Source organism: Nocardioides sp. Arc9.136 (assembly GCF_030506255.1).
Lineage (GTDB): Bacteria > Actinomycetota > Actinomycetes > Propionibacteriales > Nocardioidaceae > Nocardioides.
Genome location: NZ_CP113431.1, coordinates 2,440,803 through 2,465,424, shown reverse-complemented (window position 1 = coordinate 2,465,424; position 24,622 = coordinate 2,440,803). Strand labels below are relative to the sequence as shown.

Genomic DNA, 24,622 nt, shown 5'->3' with positions numbered 1-24,622 from the left:
GGCGGTCAGGCGGGCGCCAGGGCCGGGGCCGCGCCGGCGGCCGCGCCGAGCAGGCCCCGACGACGCAGGTGCGGGACGACCCCCTCGGCGAACCAGTAGGCCTCCTCCACGTGCGGGTAGCCCGAGAGCACCAGCTCGTCGATGCCGGCGCGGTGGTAGGCCTCGACGAGGTCGGCGACCTCCTCGTGGCTGCCCACCAGCGAGGTGCCGGCACCGCCGCGCACCAGCCCGACGCCCGACCAGAGGCCGGGGTGGACCTCCAGGTCGTGCGCCGAGGAGTACGACGCGCCCGACCGGCGCAGCGCGGACATGCGCTGCTGGCCGGTCGACTCGCTGCGTGCCTGCGCGGCCTGGGCAGCCTCGACCGTCGCCGGGTCGAGCCCGTCGAGCAGCCACTGCGCGTGCCGCCAGGCGTCCTCGGAGGTGTCCCGCGACAGCGTGTGCACCCGCAGCCCGAAGCGCATCGTGCGCCCCTGCGCCGCGGCCAGGTCCCGGACCCAGGCGACCTTCTCGGCCACCTGGTCCGGCGGCTCGCCCCAGGTCAGGTAGACGTCGGCGTGCCGAGCGGCCACCGGACCTGCCGCTGCGGACGAGCCGCCGAAGTAGACGGGCGGGACCGGGTCGATCCCGCCGCTGACCAGCGCGCCCTCGGCGCGGTAGTGCGTGCCCTCGAAGTCGTACGGCGCCTGCGACCAGGTGCCGCGGACGACCTCGAGGAACTCGTCGGTGCGGGCGTAACGCTCGTCCTTGGGTGCGAGGTCGCCGAACCGGGCCTGCTCCTTGGGCTCCCCGCCGGTGACGACGTTGAGCATCAGCCGCCCGTCCGAGATGCGCTGGTAGGTGGCCGCCATCTGGGCGGCGAGCACCGGGTTGACCACGCCGGGGCGGAAGGCCACGAGGAACTTCAGCCGGGTGGTCTCCCGCACGAGCGCGGCGGTGGTCAGCCACGCGTCCTCGCAGAAGGTGCCGGTCGGCGTGAGCACGCCCTCGAACCCGAGCTTCTCGGCGGTCCGCGCGACGTCGGCGAGGTAGTCGAGGGTCGGGGGCCGGAACCGGTCGCGCACCGAGTCCCCGAGGGTGTCCGCGAGCCCGGTGGTGAGGTCGTGGGGGACGCCCTGCCCGGCACCCACCAACCCCCGGCTGTCGCCGGAGGTCGGCAGGAACCAGTGCAGCGTCAGCGGTGCGGTCACTGGACGGCGTCGCCGGTGGTCGCGTCCGCGAACTGGTCGCTGAAGAAGCCCGACACGTCGACCTCCTCGGGGATCAGCCCGTTGGCGGTGAAGGTGTCGGCCATCTGCTGCTCGGAGTCGATGACCTCCTGGTCGATCGGCTGCGGTGTCACGGGGCGGTTCTTCGCGGCGGCGAGGGTGACCTCCTCGCTCAGGCCGGTCTGCTCGGCCCACACCTTCGCCCAGTCCTGCTGGTTCTCCGCCGACCAGATCTGGGCCTTGGTGATCCGGGTCAGGTAGTCCTCGAGCGCCGCCGTGGTGGCCTCGTCGTCGAGTGCGGACTGCGAGGCGACCTGGAAGTTCAGTCCGTTGACCAGCCCGTCGCCGTCGACGAGGACGCGTGCGCCCTCGTCGACCACGGCCTGGGAGGTGTAGGGGTCCCACACGGCCCAGGCGTCGACGTGGCCGTTGGCGAACGCCGCGAGCGCGTCGGCGGGCTGGAGGTTCTGGACCTCGATGTCGTCGTAGGTCAGGCCGGCCTCCTCAAGCTGGGCGAGCAGGTTGTAGTTGGCCGAGCTCCCCTCGGCGACGGCGACCTTCTTGCCCTTCAGCTCCGAGACGTCCTGGATGGTGGAGTCCTTCGGCACCAGGATGGTGTCGCCCTTGCCGGTGTAGGAGGCGGTGGCCACCATCTTGAAGGTGCCGCCGGCGGCGGCCGCGAAGACCGGTGGGGTGTTGCCGACCATGCCGACGTGGATCGCGTCGGAGTTGAGGGCCTCGAGGATCGGCGGGCCGGAGGTGAACTCCTTCCACTCGATGGCGTACTCGGTGTCGTCGAGGCCGGCGGCGGTCAGCAGCGCCTTGGCGCTGGTGCCCTTCTGGTCGCCGACGATCAGGGTCACCTGGGAGAGGTCGACCTCGCCGTCGTCGCCCACGGCGGCCTCGTTGCCGGTCGCCGAGCCGCCGCAGGCGGCGAGCGCCAGGGTCGTGGCGGCGAGCACCGCGGTCAGGGCGGTGCGCAGGCCGCGCCGGCGGCCGGGCCTCGGGGTGGTGGTGCGGGTCATGCTGCTCCTCGCTTCGCGGGCTGGGTGGGGTGGGCGGGGCCGAGCTCCCCGGTGACGGGGTCCCGTCGGGGGTTCGGCGGGGTGGGCTTGACGCCGAGGGCCCCGAGCACCTCGGCGCGGGTCCGGGCGATGTCCGGCTGGGAGGGGGCGCGGTCCGACCGCGGCAGGGAGATCTCCCAGGTGCGGGCGATCCGTCCCTCGTCCATCACGACCATCCGGTCGGCGAGCGCGAGCGCCTCGTCCACGTCGTGGGTGACGAGCAGGATCGCCATGGAGTGGCGACGCCACAGCTCGATGACGAGCTGGTGCATCTCGATCCGGGTCAGGGCGTCGAGGGCGCTGAACGGCTCGTCGAGCAGCAGCAGCGCCGGGTTGCTCACCAGTGCCCGGGCCAGGGACACCCGCTGGGCCTGGCCGCCGGAGAGCTGCAGGGGCCAGGCGTCCAGCTTCGCGCCGAGCCCGACCTCGGCGAGGGTCTCCTCGGCGAGCGTGAAGCGCTGCTTGCGCTCGGGGCTGTTGAGCAGGGCCAGCGCGACGTTCTGCTGGACCGTGCGCCAGTTGAGCAGGCGCGGCTCCTGGAAGGCGACGCCGGTGCGGCCGTTGACCTCGATCTCGCCGGCCGGGGCCGGGTCGAGGTGCGCGAGGCTGCGCAGGAGGGTCGACTTGCCGCAGCCGCTGCGGCCCAGGAGGGCGACGATCTCGCCGTGCCGGACGTCGAGGTCGATGTCGCGCAGGACGTGGGTGTCGCCGAAGGAGCGGTTGTGGCGGCGCACGCGGGCGACGTGCTCACCGCCGGGCGACGGGGGAGCGGGCGGGGTGGCGGTGGTCGTGCCGGGGGTCAGGAGCGCCATGCGAGGGCCTTCCTCTCGAGGTAGCGGACGACGGCGTCGGTGGCGAGACCGAGCAGGCTGTAGACGGCGAGGCCGACGACGATGACGTCGGTCTGGAGGAAGTCCTTGGCGTGGTTGATCATGTATCCGAGTCCGGACTGGGAGGCGATGGTCTCCGCGACGATCAGCGACAGCCACGCGATGCCGAGGCTCTGCCGCAGGCCCACCAGGGTCTGGGGCAGCGCGCCGGGGATGACGACGTGCCGGATCCGCTGCGCCCAGGTGAGGTGCAGCGCCTGGGCGGCCTCGAGGGTCTTGCGCTCGATGCCGCGGATGCCGCCGAGCGTGTTGAGGTAGAGCGGGAACGTCGCTCCCAGCGCGATGAGCGCCACCTTCGGCGTCTCCCCGATCCCGAACCAGATGATGAAGAGCGTGACGAGTCCGAAGTGCGGCAGCGTCCGGAGCATCTGCATGGGCGGGTCGATCGCGTCCTCGCCCACGCGGCTGAGCCCGGCGACCACGGCGAGCGCCAGGCCGATCGTGGCGCCGATCGCGAAGCCGAGGCCGACCCGCTGCAGCGAGATGAGCGTCTGGGTGCCCAGCGTGCCGGCCTGGACCAGGTCGAGCGCGGTGGTCGCGACCTGCGCGGGGGAGGCGAGCTTGCGCTCGTCCAGCACCCCGGTCGAGGAGGCCAGCTGCCACAGGGCGACGAGTGCGACGGGGGACACCCATCGACGGAGCAGGTGCAGGGGTGCCCGGCGGCGCCGCCTCGGGGGCGACGCCTGCTGCAGGCGTGCGCCGGCGGGGACGCCGGCGACGGCGGTGGTCGTGTCCATGGGCGTATGTCTACGGAAGTTGGGTACTTAAATCAAGCGACTCGCTCGACTTTGGGCGTGCCGGTCGCGCGTCTGAGACCATCACGGGCGTGAGCGAGCGTCCCGACCAGAAGCGGCTCCTGGGCCCCGGCTTCCCCGACGACGACGGCGGGGCGCCGCCCGGGCTCGTCGCGGCGGCCACGGCGTACGCGACGGACCGCGCGCGGTACGGCGACGTGCTCGCCGCCCTGACCACGTGCCGGCTCCTCGTGCCGGTGGTGGCGGTGCTCGGCGAGGTCGAGGTCGACGAGCACGGGCTGGCCCACGACAAGACCTCCGACATGGCGGCCGTGCTGCTCACCGGTGCCGACGGCCGGCTCGCGCTGCTCGCCTTCTCCGGCACCGCGGCGATGGCGGCGTGGGACCCGGCGGCGCGCCCGGTGCCGGTGCCCGCCCGGGTCGCCGCGCAGTCGGCGGTGCAGGAGGGCGCCGTCGCGCTCCTGGTCGACGTGGCCGGCCCGGTGCGGTTGGTCGTCGAGGGCGAGGACCTGCACGCCCTGGCGGCCGGGTGGACGCTGGCGCGGGTGGGCGACCGGCAGGCATGGATTCGGCCCGGGACGGAATGATCGGCTAGTCTTCCGTGTTGACCGATCAGTGACCTGGGCCAGGCGTGCCTGGACCGGGGAGCAGATCCACAAGCGGGGACCAGCACCATCCGTCTCCCACCCGCAGCGACCGCCGCCCAGCAGCACCCAGCACCACTCGGGCACAGGTCGTCGGGTCCGGTCCTGAAGGCTCCGGCCGTGGCACCTGCACGTACGTCGTGCGTGGCGCCGTGGTGATGGGCAGTGACAGGCCTCCGCTTGCGTCAGCGGAGGCCTTTCGTCATTTCCGGAACCGATCCGGGGAGGCGTCGGGGCCGCCGGCCACGTAGCCACCAGGAGGACACATCAGCACCGAGCTTCGTATCAACGACCGGATCCGGGTTTCCGAGGTCCGCCTCGTTGGACCCAACGGCGAGACCGTCGGCATCGTCCCGACGGCCGACGCCCTCCGCCTCGCGCAGGAGGCCGACCTCGACCTGGTCGAGGTGGCACCCATGGCGCGCCCGCCGGTCTGCAAGCTCATGGACTACGGCAAGTTCAAGTACGAGAACGCCCAGAAGGCCCGCGAGGCGCGTCGGAACCAGACGAACGTGATCATCAAGGAGATGAAGCTTCGTCCGAAGATCGACGCCCACGACTACGAGACCAAGAAGGGTCACGTCGTGCGGTTCCTCAAGGCGGGGGACAAGGTCAAGATCACGATCATGTTCCGCGGTCGTGAGCAGCACCGCCCCGAGCTGGGCTTCCGCCTGCTCCAGCGCCTGGCCGAGGACGTCACCGACCTCGGCTTCGTGGAGTCGGCCCCCAAGCAGGACGGCCGCAACATGATCATGGTGCTCGGCCCGCACAAGAAGAAGGCCGACGCCAAGGTCGACGTGCAGGCCGCCAAGGACGCCCGCACCGCCGAGCGCGCCGCGGCCGAGGCCGAGGAGCAGGCAGAGCGCGAGGCCGCCCACGCGGCGGGTCCGGTGGCGCAGAAGAAGGAGCGCCGCCGCTCCGAGAACCTCGACCCCGAGATCGACGCCTGACGTCATGCGGACGGGGGTGCAGACCCCGACCGCCCAGAGACTTCCGCCGTGGCACCACCGTGCCGTCGGCAGGACGACGAGAGAGAGACAGAGATGCCGAAGAACAAGACGCACTCCGGTGCCAGCAAGCGCTTCAAGGTGACCGGCTCCGGCAAGATCCTTCGCGAGAAGGCCGGCAAGCGCCACAACCTCGAGAAGAAGCCCTCGAAGGTCACCCGCCGGATGACCGGGACGGTCGAGCTGGCCAAGTCCGACGTCAAGCGCGCGAAGAAGATGCTGGGTCTCTGACCTCGCCCCACCCGAATCCACGGTGGGTCGTCGGCAGCAGCCGATGAGCCCGTCGAGACCATGAGCACCAAGGAGCAAGACAGATGGCACGCGTCAAGCGGGCAGTGAACGCCCAGAAGAAGCGCCGTACGACCCTCGAGCGCGCCAGCGGCTACCGCGGCCAGCGCTCGCGCCTGTACCGCAAGGCCAAGGAGCAGGTCACCCACTCGCTGGTCTACAGCTACAACGACCGGCGCAAGAACAAGGGCAACTTCCGCAAGCTGTGGATCCAGCGCATCAACGCTGCGGCCCGCGCCCAGGGGATGACCTACAACCGCTTCATCCAGGGCCTCAACCTCGCCGGTGTCGAGGTCGACCGCAAGATCCTGGCCGAGCTGGCCGTCAACGACGTCGCGGCGTTCAACGCCCTCGTCGAGGTCGCGAAGAACGCCCTCCCCGAGGACGTCAACGCGCCCAAGGCGGAGGCGTCGGCCTGACGACCACGCCGCCACTCGTCGCGGGCAACGCCCGCGTCAAGGACGCACGCAGGCTCAGCCGCCGCTCGGTACGCACCGAGCGGCGGCTGTTCCTCGCTGACGGCCCGAAGGCGGTCGAGGGGGCCCTGGAGCTGCCCGGCGCCGTCGTCGAGGTCTTCGCGACCCCCGAGGCCACCGGGACGTACGCCGCGCTGGCGGCCGCCGCCGAGCGCGCGCAGGTCCGTTGGACCCTCGTCGAGGACAAGGCGCTGGCCTCGCTGAGCGACAGCGTCACGCCGGCGGGCGTGGTCGGCCTCTGCCGCCACCTCGACCGCCCGCTGGCCGACCTGCTGTCCGGTGACCGCGCAGCCCGCCTCGTCGCGATCTGCGCCGACGTGCGCGACCCGGGCAACGCCGGCACGGTCGTGCGCTGCGCCGACGCGGCCGGCGCCGACCTCGTGGTGCTCGCCGGCAGCTCGGTCGACGCCTACAACCCCAAGACGGTCCGGGCCAGCGTCGGCAGCCTCTTCCACCTGCCGCTGGCCGTCGAGCCCGACGCCGCCGCGGCCGTGCGCGCAGCCCAGGACGCCGGTCTCGTCGTCCTCGCGGCGGACGGTGCCGGCGAGGTGGACCTCGACGCCCCGGCCACCGCGGACCTGCTCGCCCGGCCGACCGCCTGGCTCTTCGGCAACGAGGCCTGGGGTCTCCCGGCGGAGCTGGCCGGGCTGGCCGACCACCGGGTCCGCATCCCGATCCACGGCCGCGCCGAGAGCCTGAACCTCTCCACGGCCGCCGCGCTCTGCCTCTACGCCTCGGCCCGGGCCCACCGGGCCTGACTGCGCCCGACCGTATGCCGGCCCCCGACCGGGGAACCCGCACGGCATGCGCACGATGGTGGCCGCGACGGACTCCTGGACCGACCCCGACGGGTTCCGGACCCCGGCCGGCGAGGTGCACGCGTGGTCGCCGGGCACGAACCAGACGCTGTGCGGGATCCCGGTGAAGAAGGCGGGGCTGGGGCGGTTCTCCCACGTCGAGTGGGCCGACGTGCAGCCTGCGACCGGCCGGGACGCCGACCGGGTCTCCTCGGTCTGCCACCGGTGCCTCGCGGCGACGGGGCACCGGCGTGACGAGAAGCGCTGGACGCGCACGAACCCCCGACCCTGAGGAGCCGGGCTCAGGACAGGAGCGCGAGGAGGTCCTCGACGTGCTCGGGCACGACGCGCCGGGCGGCGAGGGCGCGGGGGGAGCGGCGCACGGCGTGCACGAGCCCCCGAGCGGCCGGGAGGTCACGCTCGTGGAGGACCGCGCCCACCTCGCGCAGCACCACCGGCCAGGGACGGCGCATGAGCGCGGTCAGCAGGTGGTTGCGCACGATCCGCGTGCGCCGGTGCCCGCCCGGGTCGCGGACCGGTGAGGGGTGGTGGTGGGCGACGACGTCGTCGACGTAGGCGAGGTCCCAGCCCCGGGCCACCAGGTCCAGGGCGACCCGCTCCTCCTCGCCGGGGAACTCCACCACCGCGTCGAACCCGCCGACTTCGAGGAACGCCTCGCGCCGCACGACCGCGCCGCAGGCCACGAACCCCACGATCGCGGGTCCGGGCAGTCCGCGCGTGCGCGGGAGCGGGCTGTCGGCCAGCCGGGCGCAGAGGCCGTCGAGGCGCTCCTCGGGCCCGACGAGGATCCGGGCGTGGACGACGGCCAGGCGCGGGTGGGCGTCGAGGAGGTCCGCCGCCCGCTCCAGCGCGCCAGGGGCCCACCACGAGTCGTCGTCGGCGAAGGCGACGTACGGCGTGCCGGCGGCCTCGACGCCGAGGTTCCGCGCCGGCGCAGCCAGGTTGTGCGGGAGCGCGATGACCTCGACGTCGGGGAACGCCCGGCCCACGTGCCACGGGGTGCCGTCGCGCGAGCCGTTGTCGACGAGCACCACCGGGGGCTCGTGGTGCGGGAGCGAGCCCTGCAGGTCCGGCCAGCGGTCCCGGCTGATGACGACGGTGGTGACCCGTGCGCTCACCCCGCAGCGCCTCCACCGCGGAGGGCGTCCTCGAGCACGTCGTCCCAGCGCTCGAGGAACCGCGGCAGCCCGTAGTGCTCCAGGGCGTGCTTGCGTGCGTGCGCACCCGCCTCGGCGGCGAGCGCGGGGTCCGCGAGGAACCGGGCGACGGCGGCGCGGAGCTCCGAGCGGCGCGTGGTGACCACCCCGGCCTCCGGCGGCACGGCCACGGACGCCTCGGTGGTGGCGAGGGCGACCACGGGCAAGCCGAGGTGCATCGCCTCGAGCAGGGAGAGCCCCAGCGACGTCCACCGTGCGGTGTGCACGTAGACGCGACGCCGCGAGAGCTCGTCGTGCATCGAGGCCTGGGGGAGGTCCTCGTGGGTGGTCAGGCCGTCGGCGGACGGGAGCTGGTCGACCCGCATGCCGAACACGTCGACCGGACCCGCGGCGAGCAGGTCGGGCAGCAGGTCGGTGCCGACCGAGCGGCCCCGCCGCACCGGGTCGTTGACCACGACCGCGGCGTGCGGCAGCTCGCCGGTCCAGCGCTGGCCGGGGTCCACGATGCCGTGGTCGATGACCGTGGTGCGGGCGTCACCGGTGTCCCAGAACAGCTCGTTGAAGCCGGTCACGTGCACCACCGGCACCGCGGCCTGGTCGGCCATCGGGTGACGGGTGTCCGGCACGTCGGGATGCCCGTGCAGCGGGGTGTTGTGCTCGAGGTAGACCGCCGGCAGGTCGACCCCGGGCCGGCGGCCGAGCCAGCGCTCGGCCAGCTCCAGCTCGTGCGGCCGCTGCAGCACCACCAGGTCGATCCCGGCGCCGGCCAGCTCCTCCGGCGGCAGCTCGACGACGCTCGCGGGCCAGTCCCACGTGCGCGCCCGCCCGAGGCCGTCCGGTCCCCGCCCGGGCGTCACCGGCACGACGTACTCGTGGCGGCCCTGGACGAAGGAGGTGGTCCACGACCCGTGCACGTGCCAGAGCAGGACGCGCATCAGCGGGCGGGCAGCGGGCTCGAAGGGGTCACCTGGCGACGGTTCCCCTGGTGCCGGAGGACATTCACCCGTCGGGACGAAAGCACTTCGAGCAGTGCAGGTCAGCGCGGGTATGCCTTCCTGCCGCGCGGGAACTGCGAGGGCACCCGACGACAGGAGTGCGCGTGAAGGTCCTCGGCATCAACGCCTTGTTCCACGACCCGGCGGCCGCCCTCGTGGTCGACGGCGTGACGGTCGCCGCGGCCGAGGAGGAGCGGTTCTCCCGGCGCAAGCACGGCAAGCGCCCGGTGCCGTTCGCGGCGTGGGAGCAGCCCGAGCTCGCGGCGCGCTGGTGCCTCGAGCAGGCCGGCATCGACGTCTCCGAGCTCGACGCCGTGACGTACTCCTACGACCCCGAGCGGGCCCGCCCGGCCGAGGACATGGGGCTGTTCGACCCCTGGGACCACCTGCGCCAGACGTACGCGCGCCAGGCGCCGGGCTTCCTCGCGACCGCGCTGCCCGGCCTGGACCCCGCCACGGTGCGCTTCGTGCCGCACCACGTCTCGCACGGCGCGTCCAGCGCACTGGCCTCGCCCCACCCGGACACCGACGTGCTGGTCCTCGACGGACGTGGCGAGTGCGCCAGCCACCTGGCCGGGCGCTACGAGGGCGGCGGCCTCACCGTCCACGCGGCCCAGGAGCTGCCCCAGTCGCTCGGCCTGCTCTACGAGGACCTCACCGAGCACCTGGGCTTCCTGCGCTCCTCCGACGAGTACAAGGTCATGGCGATGGCCTCCTACGGCAGGCCGCGGTTCATGGACGAGATCCGCGACCTGGTCCGCGCCGACGGCGAGGGCGGCTTCCGCACCCAGGGCGTCGACTGGTCCGCGCTGGCCAAGCGGCTGGCGCCGGGGGAGGAGTGGACCCAGGACCACGCCGACCTGGCCGCCACCGTGCAGACGCGGCTCGAGGAGGTCCTCATCGACCTCGCCGAGTGGCTACGGCGGCGCACCGGCGGCACCACGCTCACCCTCGCCGGCGGCGTGGCGCTCAACTGCGTCGCGAACACCCGGCTGCACGCCGAGACCGGCTACGAGTCGGTGTGGGTGCAGCCCGCCGCCGGCGACGCCGGCACGGCGCTGGGGAGCGCCCTGCACCACGCCTACACCCACGGGGACACGCTCACCCCGATGCGCGGCGCCGACCTCGGCCGCGGGTTCTCCGAGGAGGAGATCGAGGCGTGGCTGCGCACGGCGCAGGTGCCCTACGAGCGACCTGCGGACGTGGCCGTGGAGGTCGCGGAGTGCCTCGCGGCCGACGGCGTCGTCGCCTGGTTCCAGGGCCGCAGCGAGTACGGTCCCCGAGCGCTCGGGCACCGCTCGCTGCTGGCCCACCCGGGCCGCAAGGAGAACCTCGAGCGGCTCAACGACGTCAAGGGCCGCGAGCAGTTCCGACCGGTCGCGCCGATGGTGCGCGCCGAGCGCGCGGCCGAGATCTTCAGCCGCGGGCCGCTGCCCTCGCCGTACATGCTCTTCGTGCACGACGTCGCGCCCGACTGGCGCGACCGGATCCCGGCGGTCGTCCACGTCGACGGCACGGCCCGGGTGCAGACCGTGGAGTCCGAGGACCACCCGCTGCTCGGCCGGATGCTCGAGGTCTTCGAGCAGCGCACGGGTCTCCCGGTGGTCATCAACACCAGCCTCAACACCGCGGGCCGCCCGATGGTCGACGACCCGCGCGACGCACTGGAGTGCTTCGGCTCCGCGCCGGTGACGATGCTCGCGATCGGCCCGTTCGTGGTCCGCCGCCGGGGGCTGGCAGGCGTCGCGTGACGGGGCGCCACGCCCGCACCGACACCACCGTCGTCGTCCCCACCGTCGGGCGGCCCAGCCTGCTCGTCCTGCTCCAGCGGCTCTCCGATCAGACCGTCCCGCTCGACGTGCCCGTCGTGCTCGTCGACGACCGCCGCGAGGGGCCCGACCTGGCCGGGCTGGTGCGCCGCGAGCTGCCGGGCCTCGGGCTGGACCTGCGGGTGGTGCGGGCCGGCGGCGGAGGCCCGGCGCGAGCCCGGAACATCGGCTGGCGGCACGCCCGCACCACCTGGGTCTGCTTCCTCGACGACGACGTCCTCCCCGAGCGGGACTGGCACGAGCACCTCCGCGTCGACCTCGAGCTGGCGGACGCGCGCGAGGCCGTCGGGTCCGAGGGGCGGATCCGTGTGCCGCTGCCCACCGACCGCCGACCGACCGACTGGGAGCGCGGGACCGCCGGCCTGGAGACCGCGCGCTGGATCACCGCCGACCTGACGTACCGGCGCCGCGACCTGGCGGCCGTGGGCGGCTTCGACGAGCGCTTCCCCCGTGCCTTCCGCGAGGACGCCGACCTCGCGCTGCGGCTCGGCGCCGACCGCGGGCGCGTGCTCGACGGGTCGCGGCTCACCGTGCACCCGGTCCGGCCGGCCGACGACCTCGCGAGCCTGCGTCAGCAGGCCGGCAATGCCGACGACTACCTGATGCGGGCCGTCCACGGACCCGACTGGCACGTGCGCGCCGTGGCGCCGCAGGGCCGGCGCCCGCGGCACGTCGCGATCGCCGCAGCCGGGGTGGTCGCGGTCGGGGCCCTGCTCGGCCGGCGGCGACGCACGGCGCTGGCGGCGGCGGCCGCCTGGGCGGCCGGCACCGCCGACTTCGCCTGGGCCCGGATCGCGCCGGGCCCCCGGGACGCCGCGGAGGTACGACGCATGCTGCTCACCAGCGCCGCGATCCCGTTCGCCGCGACCTGGCACTCCGCCCGCGGCATCGTGCGGCACCGGCACGCCGGCCCGTGGCGCGGCCTGCCCGACCTGGTGCTGCTGGACCGGGACGGCACGCTGGTCCACGACGTCCCCTACAACGGCGACCCGGCACTCGTGCGGCCCGTCGACGACGCCCGCGAGGCGCTCGACCGGCTGCGCGCGCTCGGCGTCCGCCTGGGCGTCGTGACCAACCAGTCCGGCATCGCCCGCGGCCTGGTCACCCGCGAGCAGGTCGAGGCGGTCAACGCCCGCGTCGCGGAGCTGCTCGGGCCGTTCGAGGTCGTGCTGCTGTGCCCGCACGGCCCCGACGACGGATGCGGCTGCCGCAAGCCGGCGCCCGGCATGGTCAAGCAGGCCTGCGCCGAGCTCGACGTCGACCCGGCGCGGACGGTGCTCGTCGGTGACATCGAGGCCGACGTGCGGGCCGCCGAGGCAGCGGGCGCGGTGGGGGTGCTGGTGCCGACGCCGGTGACCCGGGCCGAGGAGGTGGCCCGCGCTGCCCGTGTGGAGCGGTCGCTGCCGGCGGCCGTGGACGCGATCGTCGGGGGGCGCTGGTGACCCGCACGCTCGCCGTACGCCTCGACAGCCTGGGGGACGTCCTCGTCACCGGCCCGGCGGTGCGTGCCCTGGCTGCCGGGTCCGACCACGTGACCCTGCTGTGCGGACCGCGCGGACGCGCCGCCGCGGAGCTGCTGCCCGGGGTGGACGAGCTGCTGTGCTGGCGCTCGCCGTGGATCGACCCCGAGCCGGACCCGGTCGACCGCGCCGACGTCGAGGACCTGGTGCGGCGGCTGGCGGAGCGCCGCTTCGACCGGGCGGTCGTCTTCACCTCCTTCCACCAGTCCGCGCTCCCCACCGCGCTGCTGCTCCGGATGGCCGGCATCCCGTGGGTGGGCGCGATCAGCGAGGACTACCCCGGCTCGCTGCTCGACGTGCGGCACCGCTTCGACGAGGACGTCCCGGAGCCCGAGCGTGCCCTCTCGCTCGCCCGGGCCTGCGGCTTCGACCTGCCCGCCGGGGACGGGGGCGGCCTGGCGGTCCGCACGGTGGTGCCCGAGGCCTCGCCGGTGCCGTACGTCGTGCTGCACCCGGGCACGTCGGTGCCGGCGCGTGCCTGGCCGGCCGAGCGGTTCCGCGAGACCTGCCACCTGCTCACCGCCCGCGGGGTGACCGTGGTGGTGACCGGCGGACCCGACGAGCGCGACCTGACCGCGTTCGTCGCCGGCGGGGGAGGCGTCGACCGCGGCGGCTGCACCGACCTCGGCGAGCTCGCCGGGCTCCTGGCCGGGGCGCGCGTCGTCGTCGTCGGCAACACCGGACCGGCCCACCTCGCCGCCGCGGTCGGGGTGCCGGTCGTGTCGCTCTTCGCCCCGACCGTCCCGGCCGAGCGCTGGGCGCCGTACACCCCGCACCGGGTGCTGCTGGGTGACCCGACCGCGGCGTGCCGCGGCACCCGCGCGACGACCTGCCCCGTCCCCGGACACCCCTGCCTGACGTCGGTCACCGCCGAGGAGGTCGTCGCCGCCGCCACCGCGCTCGGCGACCTGCCCGGCACCGCGCCGAGCCGAGCCGCGGGCGCGACCCTGAGGAGGATCCCGTGAAGATCGCACTCGTCTCCGAGCACGCCGACCCGCTGGCGACCCTCGGCGGGGTCGACGCGGGCGGCCAGAACGTCCACGTCGCGGCGCTCGCCGCCGGCCTGGCCCGCCGGGGCCACGACGTCGTCGTCCACACCCGGCGGGACAGCACCGCCGGCCCCGCCCGCGTGCGCACCCCCGACGGGTACCTCGTCGACCACGTGCCGGCCGGCCCGCCCACCGAGGTGCCCAAGGACGACCTGCTGCCGCACATGGGTCGCTTCGCGGAGGTGCTCCGCGACCGGTGGCGCGGCTGGCGGCCCGACGTGGTGCACGCCCACTTCTGGATGAGCGGGCTGGCCGCCCTCGACGCGGCGGCCGGGACCGGCGTGCCGGTGGTGCAGACCTTCCACGCGCTCGGGTCGGTCAAGCGCCGCTGGCAGGGCGCGGACGACACCAGCCCCGACGACCGGATCGCGCTGGAGCGCCGGATCTGCCGTGACGTGGACCGGGTCGTCGCCACCTGCTCCGACGAGGTCCAGGAGCTGTCCGCGCTCGGGCTGGACCCGGCGCGGGCCGAGGTCATCCCGTGCGGCGTCGACGTCGAGCACTTCCGGCCCGGGCGCGCGCCGGCGGCGTCCGGCCGGCGGAGGGTGCTGGTCATCGGCCGCCTGGTCGCCCGCAAGGGCATCGACGACGCGGTGCGGGCCGTCGCCGCGCTCCCCGACGTCGAGCTGGTGGTCGCCGGCGGGCCGCGGGCCGACGCGCTGGACGCCGACCCCGAGGTCGGCCGCCTCCGCGCGCTGGCCGCCGAGCTGGGCGCCGCCGACCGGGTCGAGCTCGTCGGTGCGGTCCCGCGTGCCGAGGTGCCGGACCTCATCCGCAGCAGCGACGTCGTCGTCACGGTCCCGTGGTACGAGCCGTTCGGCATCGTCCCGCTGGAGGCCATGGCCTGCGGCCGGCCGGTGGTCGGCTCCGCGGTCGGCGGGCTGCTCGACACCGTCGTCCCCGGCGTCACCGGCGAGCTGGTCCCGCCGCGCGACCCCGACGCCCTGGTCGCGGCCCTCGGGGGCCTGCTCGCCGACGACGTCCGGCGCGCGGCGTACGGCAGGGCCGGGCGGCGCCGGGCGCTGGAGCGCTACGACTGGCGCTGCGTCGTCGAGCAGACCGAGCACGTCTACCAAGCACTCGTCGGCGCCACCGAGCGCCTGACCTCGGAGGTGACCCGATGAGCTCCACCCGCCCCCTGCACACGCCCTGCGACCACGAGCACCTGCTGGAGCTGTCGCGCGCGCTGGAGAAGTTCGGGCCGTGCGTCGACGTCGTGGACGACTGGGGCGTGCGCCTGGCCGAGGTCCTCGACGGCGGCGGCCGGCTGCTCGCGGCGGGGAACGGCGGCAGCGCCGCGCAGGCCCAGCACCTCACCGCCGAGCTCGTCGGCCGGTACCGCGAGGACCGGCCGCCGTTCTCGGCGATCTGCCTGACCGCGGAGACCTCGAGCCTCACCGCGATCGCCAACGACTACCCGCCCGAGGAGCTCTTCGCCCGGCAGGTCGAGGCGCACGGCCGCCCCGGCGACGTGCTGGTGCTGATGTCGACCAGCGGCCGCAGCCCCAACATGGTGGCCGCCGCGGAGCGTGGGCGGGCGGTCGGGATGCAGGTCTGGGCGATGACCGGCCCCCGGCCCAACCCGCTGGCCGAGGCCGCCGAGGAGTCGTGCTGCGTCGACGCGCCGTACACCGCCACCGTCCAGGAGCTCCACCTGGTGGCGCTGCACATCACCTGCGCGGCGCTGGACCGCACCCTGGGCGTCGGCGTCTCGCGGACCCGGATGTCGAACGAGGACCTCGTGTGCCGATCGGGGGCCAGCGCGTGAGCCGCGGGCCGCTCGTCGTCGTCGGCGACGCGCTGCTCGACGTCGACCTGGAGGGGCGCGCCGGGCGCCTGTGCCCCGACGCCCCGGTGCCGGTGCTCGACGACCTCGTCGAGCACGCCCGGCCCGGCGGCGCCGGGCTCGCGGCGGCGCTGGCCGCTCGCGACGGGCACGACGTCGTGCTGGTGTCCGCGGTGGCCGACGACGCCGACGGCGAGCACCTCGCGACGCTGCTGGCGGCGTACGGCGTGCGGCTGGTCGCGGTGCCCCACGCCGGCAGCACGCCGGTCAAGAAGCGGGTGCGCTCGGCCGGGCAGTCGCTGCTGCGGCTCGACACCGGCACGGCCGGTGCCGTCGGCCCCGCCCCGGAGTCCGCGCTCGAGGCGATCCGCTCGGCCAGCGCGGTGCTGGTCGCCGACTACGGACGCGGGCTGACCGACGAGCCGGCCGTCCGGGAGGCGCTGTCCGGCGTCGCGGGCCGGGTGCCGGTGGTGTGGGACCCGCACCCGCGCGGGTCGGCGCCGGTCCCCGGCGTGCGCCTGGTGACCCCGAACCGCGACGAGGCCGCGCACTTCGCCGGCGACGTGGGCCGGGACGCGCGCACCCCGCTCGGCCAGGCGAGCGCCCGCGCGGCCGCGCTGGTCGAGCGCTGGTCGGCCTCGGCCGTCGCGATGACCCTCGGCGCCCAGGGGGCGCTGCTGAGCCACGGGGAGTCCTCGCCGTCGGTCCTGCCCGCGCCGCGGGTGGCGGTGGCCGACCCCTGCGGCGCCGGCGACCGGTTCGCCAGCGCCGCGGCCGGGGCCCTGGCCTCGGGGGCGGTGACGACCGAGGCGGTGCAGGCCGCGGTGCTGGCGGCCGCGGACTTCGTCGCCGCCGGGGGAGCGGCGGCCTTCGGCCGGCCCGGGACCGACGGCGACCCGGCCGAGCACGCCCCTCGCGGCCTGGAGCGCGTGGAGCGGGTCCGGGCCGCGGGCGGCACGGTGGTGGCGACCGGGGGCTGCTTCGACCTCCTGCACGCCGGCCACGTCGCGACGCTCGAGGCCGCCCGCGCCCTCGGCGACTGCCTGGTCGTCTGCCTGAACTCCGACGCCTCCGTGCGCCGGCTGAAGGGGGAGGCCCGACCCCTGGTGCCGCAGGACGACCGCGCCCGCGTGCTGGCCGCCCTGGAACCGGTCGACGCCGTCGTGGTCTTCGACGAGGACACCCCGACCGAGGCGCTGCGGCGGGTCCGGCCGGACGTGTGGGCCAAGGGCGGCGACTACGCCGGCGTGGAGCTGCCCGAGGCGACGCTGCTGCGCGAGTGGGGCGGCCAGTCCGTCGTGCTGCCCTACCTGCAGGGACGGTCCACGACGAACCTGGTGGCCACCGCGGCGGAGCGCGCCGGGCTGCGCGGGTGAGCCCCGGGCGGCCGCGAGCGCTCGTGCTCCGGGCGATCGGCCTCGGCGACCACCTGGCCGGGGTCCCGGCGCTCAAGGCGCTGCGCCGGGCGCTCCCCGACCACGAGCTGGTCCTCGCCGCGCCGGCGCCGCTCGCACCGCTGGTGGCCCTGGTCCCGGCCGTCGACACCCACCTCCCCGTCGCCGAGCTCGCGCCGGTCCCGTGGACCGGGCCGCCGCCGGACGTGGCGGTCGACCTGCACGGCAACGGGCCGGCGAGCCGGCGGCTGCTCGAGGACCTCGGGCCGGGCCGGCTGGTCGCCTACGAGACGGCGGACGGCCCCCGGTGGGACCCCGAGGAGCACGAGCGCGCGCGGTGGTGCCGGCTGGTGAGGACCGCCTTCGCCCTCCTACCGACGGAGGCGGATCCTGACGACGTCTCGCTCGACGCGCCGCCGGCCGCCCCGCAGGTCGCCGGGGCCGTCGTCGTGCACCCCGGCGCGGCCTACCCCGGGCGGCGGTGGCCGCCCGTCCGGTTCGCGCAGGTCACCCGCGCGCTCGCCGCGGAGGGTCACCGGGTGGTGGTCACCGGCTCGGCCGCCGAGGCGCCGCTGGCCGAGGAGGTACGCCGTGCCGCCGGCCTCCCGGCGGAGGCCGTCCTCGCGGGGCGCACCGACCTCGGCGGGCTGGCCGCCCTCGTCGCGGCCGCGCGGCTGGTGGTCTGCGGCGACACCGGCACCGCGCACCTCGCCTCGGCGTACGCGACCCCGTCGGTGCTGCTCTTCGGGCCCACCCCGCCGCACCGCTGGGGGCCGCCGGCGCGCGGCCCGCACACCGTGCTGTGGCACGGCACCGGGCCCGGCGACCCGCACGCGACCGAGCTCGACCCGGCCCTCGCCGCGATCGGCGTGGAGGAGGTGCTCGAGGCGTGCCGCGTCAGGCTGTCGCGGGCTGGGTCCGCTCGCCGGCCATCCACCGCACCGTCCGGCTGAGCCCCTCGCGGACCGGTGTGGACGGGCGCCAGCCCAGCAGCTGCTCGGCGCGGCCGATGTCGGGGCGCCGCACCTTGGGGTCGTCGGTCGGGAGGTCGACGAAGTCGACCCGGGAGTCCGAACCGGTGAGCTCGGTGATCAGCTCGGCGATCTGGAGCACCGTCAGCTCCTGGTCGTTGCCGATGTTGACCGGCCCCGGCTCGCCCGAGGCCGCCAGCCGCAGGAGGCCGTCGACGGTGTCCTCCACGAAGCACAGGGAACGGGTCTGGCTGCCGTCGCCGGCGACGGTGAGCGGCTCGCCGGCCAGCGCCTGGTGGACGAAGGTCGGCACGACCCGGCCGTCCTGGTCGGCCATCCGCGGGCCGTAGGTGTTGAAGATCCGGGCGATCACGGTGTCCACGCCGCGGTGCTCGCGGTAGGCGGTGGTGAGGGCCTCGGAGAACCGCTTCGCCTCGTCGTACACGCTGCGCGGGCCGATCGGGTTGACGTTCCCCCAGTAGGTCTCGCGCTGCGGGTGCTCCAGCGGGTCGCCGTACACCTCCGAGGTCGAGGCCATGAGGAAGCGGGCCCCCTTGCGCTCGGCCAGGTCGAGCGCGTTCGTGGTTCCCCGGCTGCCGACCATCAGCGTCTCGACGGGCATCCGCAGGTAGTGGACCGGCGAGGCCGGCGAGGCGAGGTGCAGGACGAGGTCCACCTCGCCGGGGACGTCGAAGGGGTCGCACACGTCCGCGACGACCAGGTGGAAGCGCGGGTCGTGCAGCAGGTGCGCGACGTTGTCGCGGCCACCGGTGACGAAGGAGTCGACGCACCACACCTCGTGACCGTCGGCGAGGAGCCGCTGGCACAGCCAGGAGCCGACGAAACCCGCTCCACCGGTGACCACCGCGGTGCCTGGTGTGCGCCTCATCCGTTGTCCGCCTCTCCCGTCGACGTGCGCACCCCTCGTGCGGGGCGCTCGGAACGCTCGGTGCCGCGGGGGTACCCGGGGCCGACCACTTCATCCCTCCGGGCGAAAGTGGCAGGTCTCGGCGCCGGCGCCGCGGGTACAGCGCAGCCATGACGACTCAGGAGCTCGAGGGGCGCGTCGCGCTCGTCACCGGTGGCGGCAGCGGCCTCGGCCGCGCGATCAGCCTCGACCTGTCCGGACGCGGCGCGCACGTGCTCGTCGCCGACATCGACGTCGACGGCGCCAAGCGGACCGCGGAGCTCGCGGCGGACGCGGGCGTCGGCAGCGCCGAGGCGGTGGCCCTGGACGTCACCGACCGCGCGGCCGTCGACGAGGTGGTCCGGCGCGCGGGCAAGGAGCACGGTGCGCGCTTCGACCTGCTCGTGAACAACGCCGGCACCGACCGCGGCGCGGACGTCGTCGAGGTCGACGACGACCAGTGGCACGGAGTCTTCGCCGTCAACGTCCACGGGCCGATGTACCTCAGCCGCGCCTTCGTGCGGCACCTGCAGGCGCTCGGCGCCGAGACCGGCGACATCGTGTGCGTCGTGTCGATCAGCGCGCTCACGGTCGGCGCGGGTGCCGGTGCCTACAACGCCTCCAAGGCCGCGATGCACAAGCTGGCGGAGGTCATGCAGACCGAGTCCCGCGAGCGCGGCTGGCCGGCGCGGGTCAGCATCATCGACCCGGCGGCCATGGCCACGCCGATGATGGACCAGTGGGGCCTCCCGCCCGAGCGGATGATGGACCCCGCGATCGTCGCCGGCCTCGTCCGCACCGCGGTGACGCTGCCGCCGGAGGTGGTGCTCCAGAACGTCGTGGTGACGCTGCGCAACGAGAACTACCCGCGCTGAGCGCACCCGGCCGGCCCTCGCCGCCTAGGGTGGCGTGCGTGGACGCCCAGGCACTGGCCGACTCGCTGCCCGACGGCGTCGTCGTCGCCGACGCCGACCAGCGGGTGGTGCTGGTCTCGGCACCGGCGGCGCGGATGCTGGGGGTCGACGGCCCCGGAGCCGTCGGACGCCCGCTGCCCGAGGTGCTGGCGCTGCGCGACCAGGACGGCCGCGCCTGGACGGCGTGCAACCGCCCGTACGGCGGGATCGCCACCCGCACCGCCGTCCCGGAGCAGTCCTGGCTGCTCCCGGACGGCACCGAGGTGCTCGTCGCGGCCCGCATCCACCGCGACGGTGTCCGCGAACCGGTGCGCCAGGTCGCGGTGACCATCCGCTCCGGCCGCGGCCGCGCCCGGCTCGACCGGGAGCGCTCGGACCTCGTGGCGACCGTGGCGCACGAGCTGCGCTCGCCGCTGACCGGGGTGAAGGGCTTCGTGCAGGCGCTGCTCAACCGGTGGGACAAGCTCAACGACGAGCAGAAGAAGCTCATGCTCACCACCGTCGCCGCCGACTCCGACCGGCTCAGCCGGCTGATCGCCGAGCTGCTGGACGTCGCCCGCATCGACACGGGCCGGCTCCAGCTCTACCCCCGGCCCTCCGACGCCGGGGTGCTGGTCACCCGGATCGTGGAGTCGGTCGCCGCCGGCACCGCCCGGCCGATCGACCTCACCCTCGACGACGACCTCCCGGCGGTGCACGTCGACCCCGACAAGTTCACCCAGGTCGTGACCAACCTCGTCGAGAACGGCGTGCGGCACGGGGACGGTTCCGTGCGCGTGCACGTCGAGGCCGTCGCCGAGGGGCAGGGCAGCGACCCGGCCGGCGTCCGCGTCACCGTGGACGACCAGGGTGAGGGCGTCCCCGAGGAGATGCGCCGACGGGTGTTCACCAAGTTCTGGAAGGGCGGCGCCCGCGGCGGCTCCGGCCTGGGGCTCTACATCGTGCACGGGCTGGTGCGCGCCCACGGCGGCACGGTGACCATCACCGACGCCCCCGGCGGCGGCGCCCGGCTGGTCACCACGTGGCCGGCGGAGGACCTCCGGGCCGACTGACCGCTCCGGCGCCGGCTCGGTCTCGCTGGGTGCGTCGTGACCGCCGCGCGCGGCGGCGTCCACCGGACCTGCCGACCAGCGTGCGATCGCAGACACTCCATACTGAGGCCCATGTCCGCATCCGGGAACGTGGTGGACCAGCGGGACGAGGAGGAGTCGCCGGGCTCGGCTCCGCCTGGCCCCCGCCGGCGACTCGACCGTCGGTGGATCGCCGCTGGGCTGGCCCTCCTCCTGGTCCTGGGACTGGTGCTGGCGTACTCCCGGTGGTGGACGAAGCCGAGTACGTTCACCGCTGTCGGCAACGGCTTCTCGACGAAGCAGGCCGCCTCGAACCCTCACCCGGTCACCTTCGACATGGTGCAGCGCCCGATCCACGAGGACCCCGAGACCATCACCGTGAACGGGGTTCGACCCCGCGTCGTCACCAACACCGCCGATGCCCTCATCACCTTCGCCGTGTGCCAGCGCAGCGGCGAGCCCTTCATCGCGGCAGACGGGACCGCAGACCGCTCGTGCGATTCCCTTGCCGACGTCGCAGGTCGGAAGGTCCGCCTGGCCCCTGCCGCCACCACGACCATCGCCATGACGGTGACCCCACGGCGAGCAGGGCGGGTGGTGATCAGGGGCATGGACGTCACCTACGTCCGGGGGGCGGACCACCTATGGCAACGCGGCACCCAGGCCACCGGCATGGTCGTCAACGTGAAGGTCGGGGACTAGCTCTCCCGCCTCCTTCGCCAACACCCCCCGGTCAGAGCGGGCCGAGGGTCCAGGACACGGTGTGCTCGTCACCGGGACGCAGCACGACGAGGTCCTCGCCGGAGCGGAACGCGTCCGGCGGGCAGGTCATCGGCTCGACAGCCAGGCCGCGACGGTCGTTCTCGGGCTCGTCGGGGAGGTCGCCGGTGTGGACCTGGAGCCAGGGCAGGCGGGTCGGGTCCCACACGCACTGCACGCCGGTGCCGGTGCCGTCGTGCAGGCGCACGCGGGCCAACCCGTCGGGGTCCGGACGCACGCCGGTGAAGGCGTGGTCCACCGCGGTGCCGGCGATGGGACGGGCCGCGAGGAAGTCGCGGTCGGTGCCGGCCACGGGGGAGCGGTCCAGCGGGAGCAGCCGGTCGGGGGTCACCTCGAGCACCTCGGTGACGGGCAGCTGCAGGGTCCAGTCGTCGACCACGCCCGGGCCCGCGACGAGGTAGGGGTGCGGTGCCACGCCGTACGGCGCGTCCTCGGCGCCGGCGTTCCGGGCCGTCACCGTCGTGGTGAGTCCGTCCTCGGCGAGCGCGTGACGGACGGTCACGTCGAGCTCGAAGGGGTAGCCCGGCTGCGGCACCAGCCGGTGGCCGAAGGTCGCTGAGTCGGAGGTGGAGTCGAGCATGTCGAAGCGCACCCAGCACACGAGGCCGTGCAGCGCGTTGCCGCGGTCGGGCTCGGTGAGCGGCAGCTGGTGCTCCTGGCCGCCGAAGCGGTAGCGCCCGTCGGCGACCCGGTTGGGCCACGGGAGCAGCACCGACCCGCGGAAGCGCGGACGCACCTCGTCGGCTGCGTAGGGACGGACCAGGTCGCGGCCGTCGTGCTGGAGCAGGCGCACACCGCCGCCGACCTCGGTGACGACGGCGACGAGCCCACCGTGGGTGAGCTCGTGCTCGGCCCCGCCCCGGCTCACGAGGCGTTCCCGACGCCGTCGGCGGTGCCGGCGGTCCGACCGGCGGTCAGCGGTGCGAGCACGAGGTCGACCCCCAGCTCACGCATGGTCGCCCGGCCGTCCGGGTCGAGGCCGTCGTCGGCGACGACGACGTCGGCCCGGTCCAGCGGGACGATCGTCGAGATGCCGATGATCCCCCACTTGGTGTGGTCGGCCAGGACCACGAGGCGCTGGCCGGCGGCGACGAGCGCCTGGTCGGTGTCGGCCTCGAGCAGGTTGGGCGTGGTGTAGCCGGCGCGGGCGTCCATCCCGTGCACGCCCAGGAAGACCAGGTCCAGGTGGAGCAGCCGCAGGGAGGAGACCGCCACCGGTCCGACGAGGGCGTCGGAGGGCGTGCGCACGCCGCCGGTGAGGACGACGTTGGGGGCAGCGCCGCCCGCCTTGTGCAGCACCTCCGCGACCCGCATCGAGTTCGTCACGACCGTCAGGTCCGGGATCGTGCGCAGGTGGTGCGCCAGGGTCCAGGTCGTCGTGCCGGCCGACAGCCCGACGGCGGAGCCCGGACGCACCATCGCCGCGGCGGCGGCGGCGATCGCCTCCTTCTCCGCGGTCTGGCGCGCCCACTTGGCCTCGAACCCCGGCTCGTCGGTGCTGGGCTTGGTGCCGCCCGCGATCGTCGCGCCGCCGTGGACCTTGTCCAGGCGGCCCTGGGAGGCCAGGTTGTCCAGGTCCCGCCGGATGGTCATCTCCGAGACCTCGAGCAGCCGGGCGAGCTGGCTGACGCGGGCTGCTCCGCGCTGCTGCACCTCGTGCAGGATGCGTGCCTGGCGTTCGGCGGCGAGCAATGCGGCCCCTCTCGTCGACCCCCGTGCCCCCTCATCGCGGACTGTGAGGGGATGTTCGGACTTGAGGTCCGATGTGCACATCCTGAGGGTGGGGTGGGCGAGGTGGCAAGGGCCAGTTCGTCCCGAGTTGCCGCGGGATCCACGCTCGCATCCGCGCCGAGTGCCGTATCCGCGACGTCGTCAGGGCCTCGGCGAACAGAATCCTTTGCAGTTCGTCTCCCCGGGTGATTGCGCTTTTGTGTGCGGTCATGTTTGCTTGCGCGAAGGCACTTGTGACGGCTATCTCACGCCGGGCCCGCCCACCTCACCCCACGGGAGCATCGATGAAGACCATGAACCGCACGGCGCCCTGGAAGACGATCGCCGCAGCGGCGGTGGCCGGTCTCGCCCTGACCGGCTGCACCAACTCCGGCGACGACAGCGCCTCGGACGACGCCGGCACCGGCAAGGACGAGCAGGTCGTCAAGGAGACCGAGAACACCGGTCCCGGCTGCACGCTGGACAAGTACGGCGCCGAGAAGCTCGACCTGAAGAACGCCACCGTCGGGTTCTCCCAGTCCGAGCCGGACACCGCCGCCTTCCGCGCGGCGGAGACCGAGTCGATCAAGGAGGCCGCGAAGGAGGCCGGCGTCAAGAAGCTGATCACCACCAACGCGAACGCCGAGCTGCCCAAGCAGATCGCCGACATCCAGGACATGCTCAACCAGGGCGCGCAGTTCCTCATCGTCGCGCCGGTCAACTCCGACGGCCTCGACCCCGCCCTCGACGCCGCCAAGAAGAAGGGCGTCCCGGTCCTCACCATCGACCGCAAGGTGACCAACGAGCCGTGCTCGGACTACATCGCGTTCCTGGGCTCGGACTTCTACGACCAGGGGATGCGCGCCGCCGACGCGATGGCCGAGGCCACCGGTGGCGAGGGCAAGGTCGCGGTGCTGCTCGGCTCCTCGGGCAACAACGTCACCGACGAGCGCAACGCCGGCTTCAAGGACCGCGTCGAGGAGGAGTACCCCGACCTGGAGATCATCGTCGAGCAGACGGCGAACTTCGCGCGTGACGAGGGCCAGTCGGTGACCGAGCAGCTGCTCCAGTCCAACCCGGAGATCACCGCGATCTACGCCCACAACGACGAGATGGCGCTCGGCGCCGTCACGGCCGTCCGCGCCGCGGGCAAGGACCCGGGCAGCGACATCAAGATCGTGTCGATCGACGGCACGCGCAACGCCGTCCAGGCCATCGTCGACGGCGACATCAACGCCGTCATCGAGTCCAACCCGCGCTTCGGCCCGCTCGCCTTCGAGACCGCGACGAAGTTCTACGACGGTGAGGAGATCCCCGAGGACGTCATCATCGAGGACGACTCCTACACCACCGAGAACGCCGAGCAGGACCTCGGCAAGGCGTTCTGAGC

At 74.5% G+C, this 24,622-nt stretch carries 26 protein-coding genes; 17 read left to right on the top strand and 9 right to left on the bottom strand.

The window, feature by feature from the left end:
* Window positions 1-5: 5 nt before the first annotated feature.
* From OSR43_RS11995 to OSR43_RS11980, 4 genes are read right to left on the bottom strand one after another with little or no spacing between them, the layout of a single operon-like run.
* Window positions 6-1,190, bottom strand: coding sequence for an LLM class flavin-dependent oxidoreductase (locus OSR43_RS11995; protein ID WP_302266783.1), 1,185 nt, complete (start codon window positions 1,188-1,190; stop codon window positions 6-8).
* Window positions 1,187-2,233, bottom strand: coding sequence for an ABC transporter substrate-binding protein (locus OSR43_RS11990; protein ID WP_302266782.1), 1,047 nt, complete (start codon window positions 2,231-2,233; stop codon window positions 1,187-1,189). The genes OSR43_RS11995 and OSR43_RS11990 overlap by 4 nt, the downstream gene beginning before the upstream one ends.
* On the bottom strand, window positions 2,230-3,084 hold the full coding sequence (locus tag OSR43_RS11985) for an ABC transporter ATP-binding protein (protein ID WP_302266781.1): 855 nt from the start codon (window positions 3,082-3,084) through the stop codon (window positions 2,230-2,232). The genes OSR43_RS11990 and OSR43_RS11985 overlap by 4 nt, the downstream gene beginning before the upstream one ends.
* The gene (locus OSR43_RS11980) at window positions 3,072-3,899 is read right to left on the bottom strand and encodes an ABC transporter permease (protein WP_302266780.1); all 828 of its coding nucleotides are present in this window, start codon (window positions 3,897-3,899) and stop codon (window positions 3,072-3,074) included. The genes OSR43_RS11985 and OSR43_RS11980 overlap by 13 nt, the downstream gene beginning before the upstream one ends.
* An 89-nt stretch (window positions 3,900-3,988) precedes the next feature.
* On the opposite strand from OSR43_RS11980, the gene OSR43_RS11975 reads away from it, so the two are divergent.
* The 6 genes from OSR43_RS11975 to OSR43_RS11950 all read left to right on the top strand — a co-directional run bounded on the left by OSR43_RS11975 (window position 3,989) and on the right by OSR43_RS11950 (window position 7,421).
* A complete protein-coding gene (locus OSR43_RS11975) occupies window positions 3,989-4,504 on the top strand; it encodes an SseB family protein (RefSeq protein WP_302266779.1) in 516 nt (171 codons plus the stop codon).
* A 323-nt stretch (window positions 4,505-4,827) separates the two neighbouring features.
* Window positions 4,828-5,511, top strand: a complete 684-nt coding sequence (gene infC / locus OSR43_RS11970; protein WP_367891530.1) for a translation initiation factor IF-3 — start codon at window positions 4,828-4,830, stop codon at window positions 5,509-5,511.
* Between the two features lie 93 nt (window positions 5,512-5,604).
* Window positions 5,605-5,799 (top strand): 50S ribosomal protein L35, encoded by a 195-nt coding sequence (gene rpmI / locus OSR43_RS11965; RefSeq protein ID WP_302266778.1) that lies wholly within the window; start codon window positions 5,605-5,607, stop codon window positions 5,797-5,799.
* Between the two features lie 83 nt (window positions 5,800-5,882).
* Entirely contained in the window at window positions 5,883-6,275 is a 393-nt protein-coding gene (rplT, locus tag OSR43_RS11960) for a 50S ribosomal protein L20 (RefSeq protein WP_154617256.1), read from the top strand.
* Window positions 6,272-7,090, top strand: coding sequence for an RNA methyltransferase (locus OSR43_RS11955; RefSeq protein WP_302271669.1), 819 nt, complete (start codon window positions 6,272-6,274; stop codon window positions 7,088-7,090). The genes rplT and OSR43_RS11955 overlap by 4 nt, the downstream gene beginning before the upstream one ends.
* Before the next feature lie 46 nt (window positions 7,091-7,136).
* Window positions 7,137-7,421, top strand: a complete 285-nt coding sequence (locus OSR43_RS11950; protein WP_302266777.1) for a hypothetical protein — start codon at window positions 7,137-7,139, stop codon at window positions 7,419-7,421.
* A gap of 10 nt (window positions 7,422-7,431) precedes the next feature.
* On the opposite strand, the gene OSR43_RS11945 is transcribed toward OSR43_RS11950, so the two are convergent.
* Both OSR43_RS11945 and OSR43_RS11940 read right to left on the bottom strand, forming a co-directional pair.
* Window positions 7,432-8,268 (bottom strand): glycosyltransferase family 2 protein, encoded by an 837-nt coding sequence (locus tag OSR43_RS11945; RefSeq protein WP_302266776.1) that lies wholly within the window; start codon window positions 8,266-8,268, stop codon window positions 7,432-7,434.
* Window positions 8,265-9,242, bottom strand: a complete 978-nt coding sequence (locus tag OSR43_RS11940; RefSeq protein ID WP_302266775.1) for a glycosyltransferase — start codon at window positions 9,240-9,242, stop codon at window positions 8,265-8,267. The genes OSR43_RS11945 and OSR43_RS11940 overlap by 4 nt, the downstream gene beginning before the upstream one ends.
* A gap of 164 nt (window positions 9,243-9,406) precedes the next feature.
* Between OSR43_RS11940 and OSR43_RS11935 the strand changes: the two genes are divergently transcribed.
* From OSR43_RS11935 to OSR43_RS11905, 7 genes are read left to right on the top strand one after another with little or no spacing between them, the layout of a single operon-like run.
* On the top strand, window positions 9,407-11,053 hold the full coding sequence (locus tag OSR43_RS11935; protein WP_302266774.1) for a carbamoyltransferase C-terminal domain-containing protein: 1,647 nt from the start codon (window positions 9,407-9,409) through the stop codon (window positions 11,051-11,053).
* Window positions 11,050-12,573 carry an HAD-IIIA family hydrolase gene (locus OSR43_RS11930; protein WP_302266773.1) on the top strand — a complete coding sequence of 508 codons (1,524 nt, stop codon included), beginning with the start codon at window positions 11,050-11,052 and terminating at the stop codon, window positions 12,571-12,573. Before OSR43_RS11935 ends, OSR43_RS11930 begins: the two co-directional genes overlap by 4 nt.
* Window positions 12,570-13,616: a glycosyltransferase family 9 protein gene (locus OSR43_RS11925; RefSeq protein WP_302266772.1), complete on the top strand. Its 1,047-nt coding sequence runs from the start codon at window positions 12,570-12,572 to the stop codon at window positions 13,614-13,616. Before OSR43_RS11930 ends, OSR43_RS11925 begins: the two co-directional genes overlap by 4 nt.
* The gene (locus OSR43_RS11920) at window positions 13,613-14,824 is read left to right on the top strand and encodes a glycosyltransferase (RefSeq protein WP_302266771.1); all 1,212 of its coding nucleotides are present in this window, start codon (window positions 13,613-13,615) and stop codon (window positions 14,822-14,824) included. The genes OSR43_RS11925 and OSR43_RS11920 overlap by 4 nt, the downstream gene beginning before the upstream one ends.
* On the top strand, window positions 14,821-15,468 hold the full coding sequence (locus tag OSR43_RS11915; protein WP_302266770.1) for an SIS domain-containing protein: 648 nt from the start codon (window positions 14,821-14,823) through the stop codon (window positions 15,466-15,468). Before OSR43_RS11920 ends, OSR43_RS11915 begins: the two co-directional genes overlap by 4 nt.
* Window positions 15,465-16,862: a D-glycero-beta-D-manno-heptose 1-phosphate adenylyltransferase gene (rfaE2, locus tag OSR43_RS11910; RefSeq protein WP_302266769.1), complete on the top strand. Its 1,398-nt coding sequence runs from the start codon at window positions 15,465-15,467 to the stop codon at window positions 16,860-16,862. Before OSR43_RS11915 ends, rfaE2 begins: the two co-directional genes overlap by 4 nt.
* Window positions 16,859-17,833 (top strand): glycosyltransferase family 9 protein, encoded by a 975-nt coding sequence (locus tag OSR43_RS11905; RefSeq protein ID WP_302266768.1) that lies wholly within the window; start codon window positions 16,859-16,861, stop codon window positions 17,831-17,833. The genes rfaE2 and OSR43_RS11905 overlap by 4 nt, the downstream gene beginning before the upstream one ends.
* Here OSR43_RS11905 and OSR43_RS11900 read toward each other — a convergent pair.
* The gene (locus OSR43_RS11900; protein ID WP_302266767.1) at window positions 17,778-18,740 is read right to left on the bottom strand and encodes a UDP-glucuronic acid decarboxylase family protein; all 963 of its coding nucleotides are present in this window, start codon (window positions 18,738-18,740) and stop codon (window positions 17,778-17,780) included. The genes OSR43_RS11905 and OSR43_RS11900 overlap by 56 nt on opposite strands.
* A gap of 149 nt (window positions 18,741-18,889) precedes the next feature.
* Between OSR43_RS11900 and OSR43_RS11895 the strand changes: the two genes are divergently transcribed.
* From OSR43_RS11895 to OSR43_RS11885, 3 genes are all read left to right on the top strand, one after another.
* The gene (locus tag OSR43_RS11895) at window positions 18,890-19,633 is read left to right on the top strand and encodes an SDR family oxidoreductase (RefSeq protein WP_302266766.1); all 744 of its coding nucleotides are present in this window, start codon (window positions 18,890-18,892) and stop codon (window positions 19,631-19,633) included.
* Between the two features lie 38 nt (window positions 19,634-19,671).
* Entirely contained in the window at window positions 19,672-20,724 is a 1,053-nt protein-coding gene (locus OSR43_RS11890) for an ATP-binding protein (RefSeq protein ID WP_302266765.1), read from the top strand.
* Window positions 20,725-20,970: 246 nt separating this feature from the next.
* The gene (locus tag OSR43_RS11885; protein ID WP_302266764.1) at window positions 20,971-21,444 is read left to right on the top strand and encodes a hypothetical protein; all 474 of its coding nucleotides are present in this window, start codon (window positions 20,971-20,973) and stop codon (window positions 21,442-21,444) included.
* A 31-nt stretch (window positions 21,445-21,475) separates the two neighbouring features.
* Here the strand turns inward: OSR43_RS11885 and OSR43_RS11880 are convergent, their stop codons facing one another.
* Complete coding sequence (locus OSR43_RS11880; protein WP_302266763.1) at window positions 21,476-22,390, bottom strand: aldose 1-epimerase family protein; 915 nt, start codon at window positions 22,388-22,390, stop codon at window positions 21,476-21,478.
* Window positions 22,387-23,214, bottom strand: a complete 828-nt coding sequence (locus tag OSR43_RS11875) for a DeoR/GlpR family DNA-binding transcription regulator (protein ID WP_302266762.1) — start codon at window positions 23,212-23,214, stop codon at window positions 22,387-22,389. Before OSR43_RS11875 ends, OSR43_RS11880 begins: the two co-directional genes overlap by 4 nt.
* A 323-nt stretch (window positions 23,215-23,537) precedes the next feature.
* Between OSR43_RS11875 and OSR43_RS11870 the strand changes: the two genes are divergently transcribed.
* The gene (locus OSR43_RS11870; protein WP_302266761.1) at window positions 23,538-24,620 is read left to right on the top strand and encodes an ABC transporter substrate-binding protein; all 1,083 of its coding nucleotides are present in this window, start codon (window positions 23,538-23,540) and stop codon (window positions 24,618-24,620) included.
* The last annotated feature ends 2 nt before the right edge of the window (window positions 24,621-24,622 follow it).

Bases quoted from the DNA above. Each gene is read 5' to 3' on its own strand.
- OSR43_RS11990 (WP_302266782.1), bottom strand. From the start codon at position 2,233: ATGACCCGCACCACCACCCCGAGGCCCGGCCGCCGGCGCGGCCTGCGC.
- OSR43_RS11985 (WP_302266781.1), bottom strand. From the start codon at position 3,084: ATGGCGCTCCTGACCCCCGGCACGACCACCGCCACCCCGCCCGCTCCC.
- OSR43_RS11980 (WP_302266780.1), bottom strand. From the start codon at position 3,899: ATGGACACGACCACCGCCGTCGCCGGCGTCCCCGCCGGCGCACGCCTG.
- rpmI (WP_302266778.1), top strand. From the start codon at position 5,605: ATGCCGAAGAACAAGACGCACTCCGGTGCCAGCAAGCGCTTCAAGGTG.
- rplT (WP_154617256.1), top strand. From the start codon at position 5,883: ATGGCACGCGTCAAGCGGGCAGTGAACGCCCAGAAGAAGCGCCGTACG.
- OSR43_RS11950 (WP_302266777.1), top strand. From the start codon at position 7,137: ATGCGCACGATGGTGGCCGCGACGGACTCCTGGACCGACCCCGACGGG.
- OSR43_RS11940 (WP_302266775.1), bottom strand. From the start codon at position 9,242: ATGCGCGTCCTGCTCTGGCACGTGCACGGGTCGTGGACCACCTCCTTC.
- OSR43_RS11915 (WP_302266770.1), top strand. From the start codon at position 14,821: ATGAGCTCCACCCGCCCCCTGCACACGCCCTGCGACCACGAGCACCTG.
- OSR43_RS11900 (WP_302266767.1), bottom strand. From the start codon at position 18,740: ATGAGGCGCACACCAGGCACCGCGGTGGTCACCGGTGGAGCGGGTTTC.
- OSR43_RS11895 (WP_302266766.1), top strand. From the start codon at position 18,890: ATGACGACTCAGGAGCTCGAGGGGCGCGTCGCGCTCGTCACCGGTGGC.
- OSR43_RS11870 (WP_302266761.1), top strand. From the start codon at position 23,538: ATGAAGACCATGAACCGCACGGCGCCCTGGAAGACGATCGCCGCAGCG.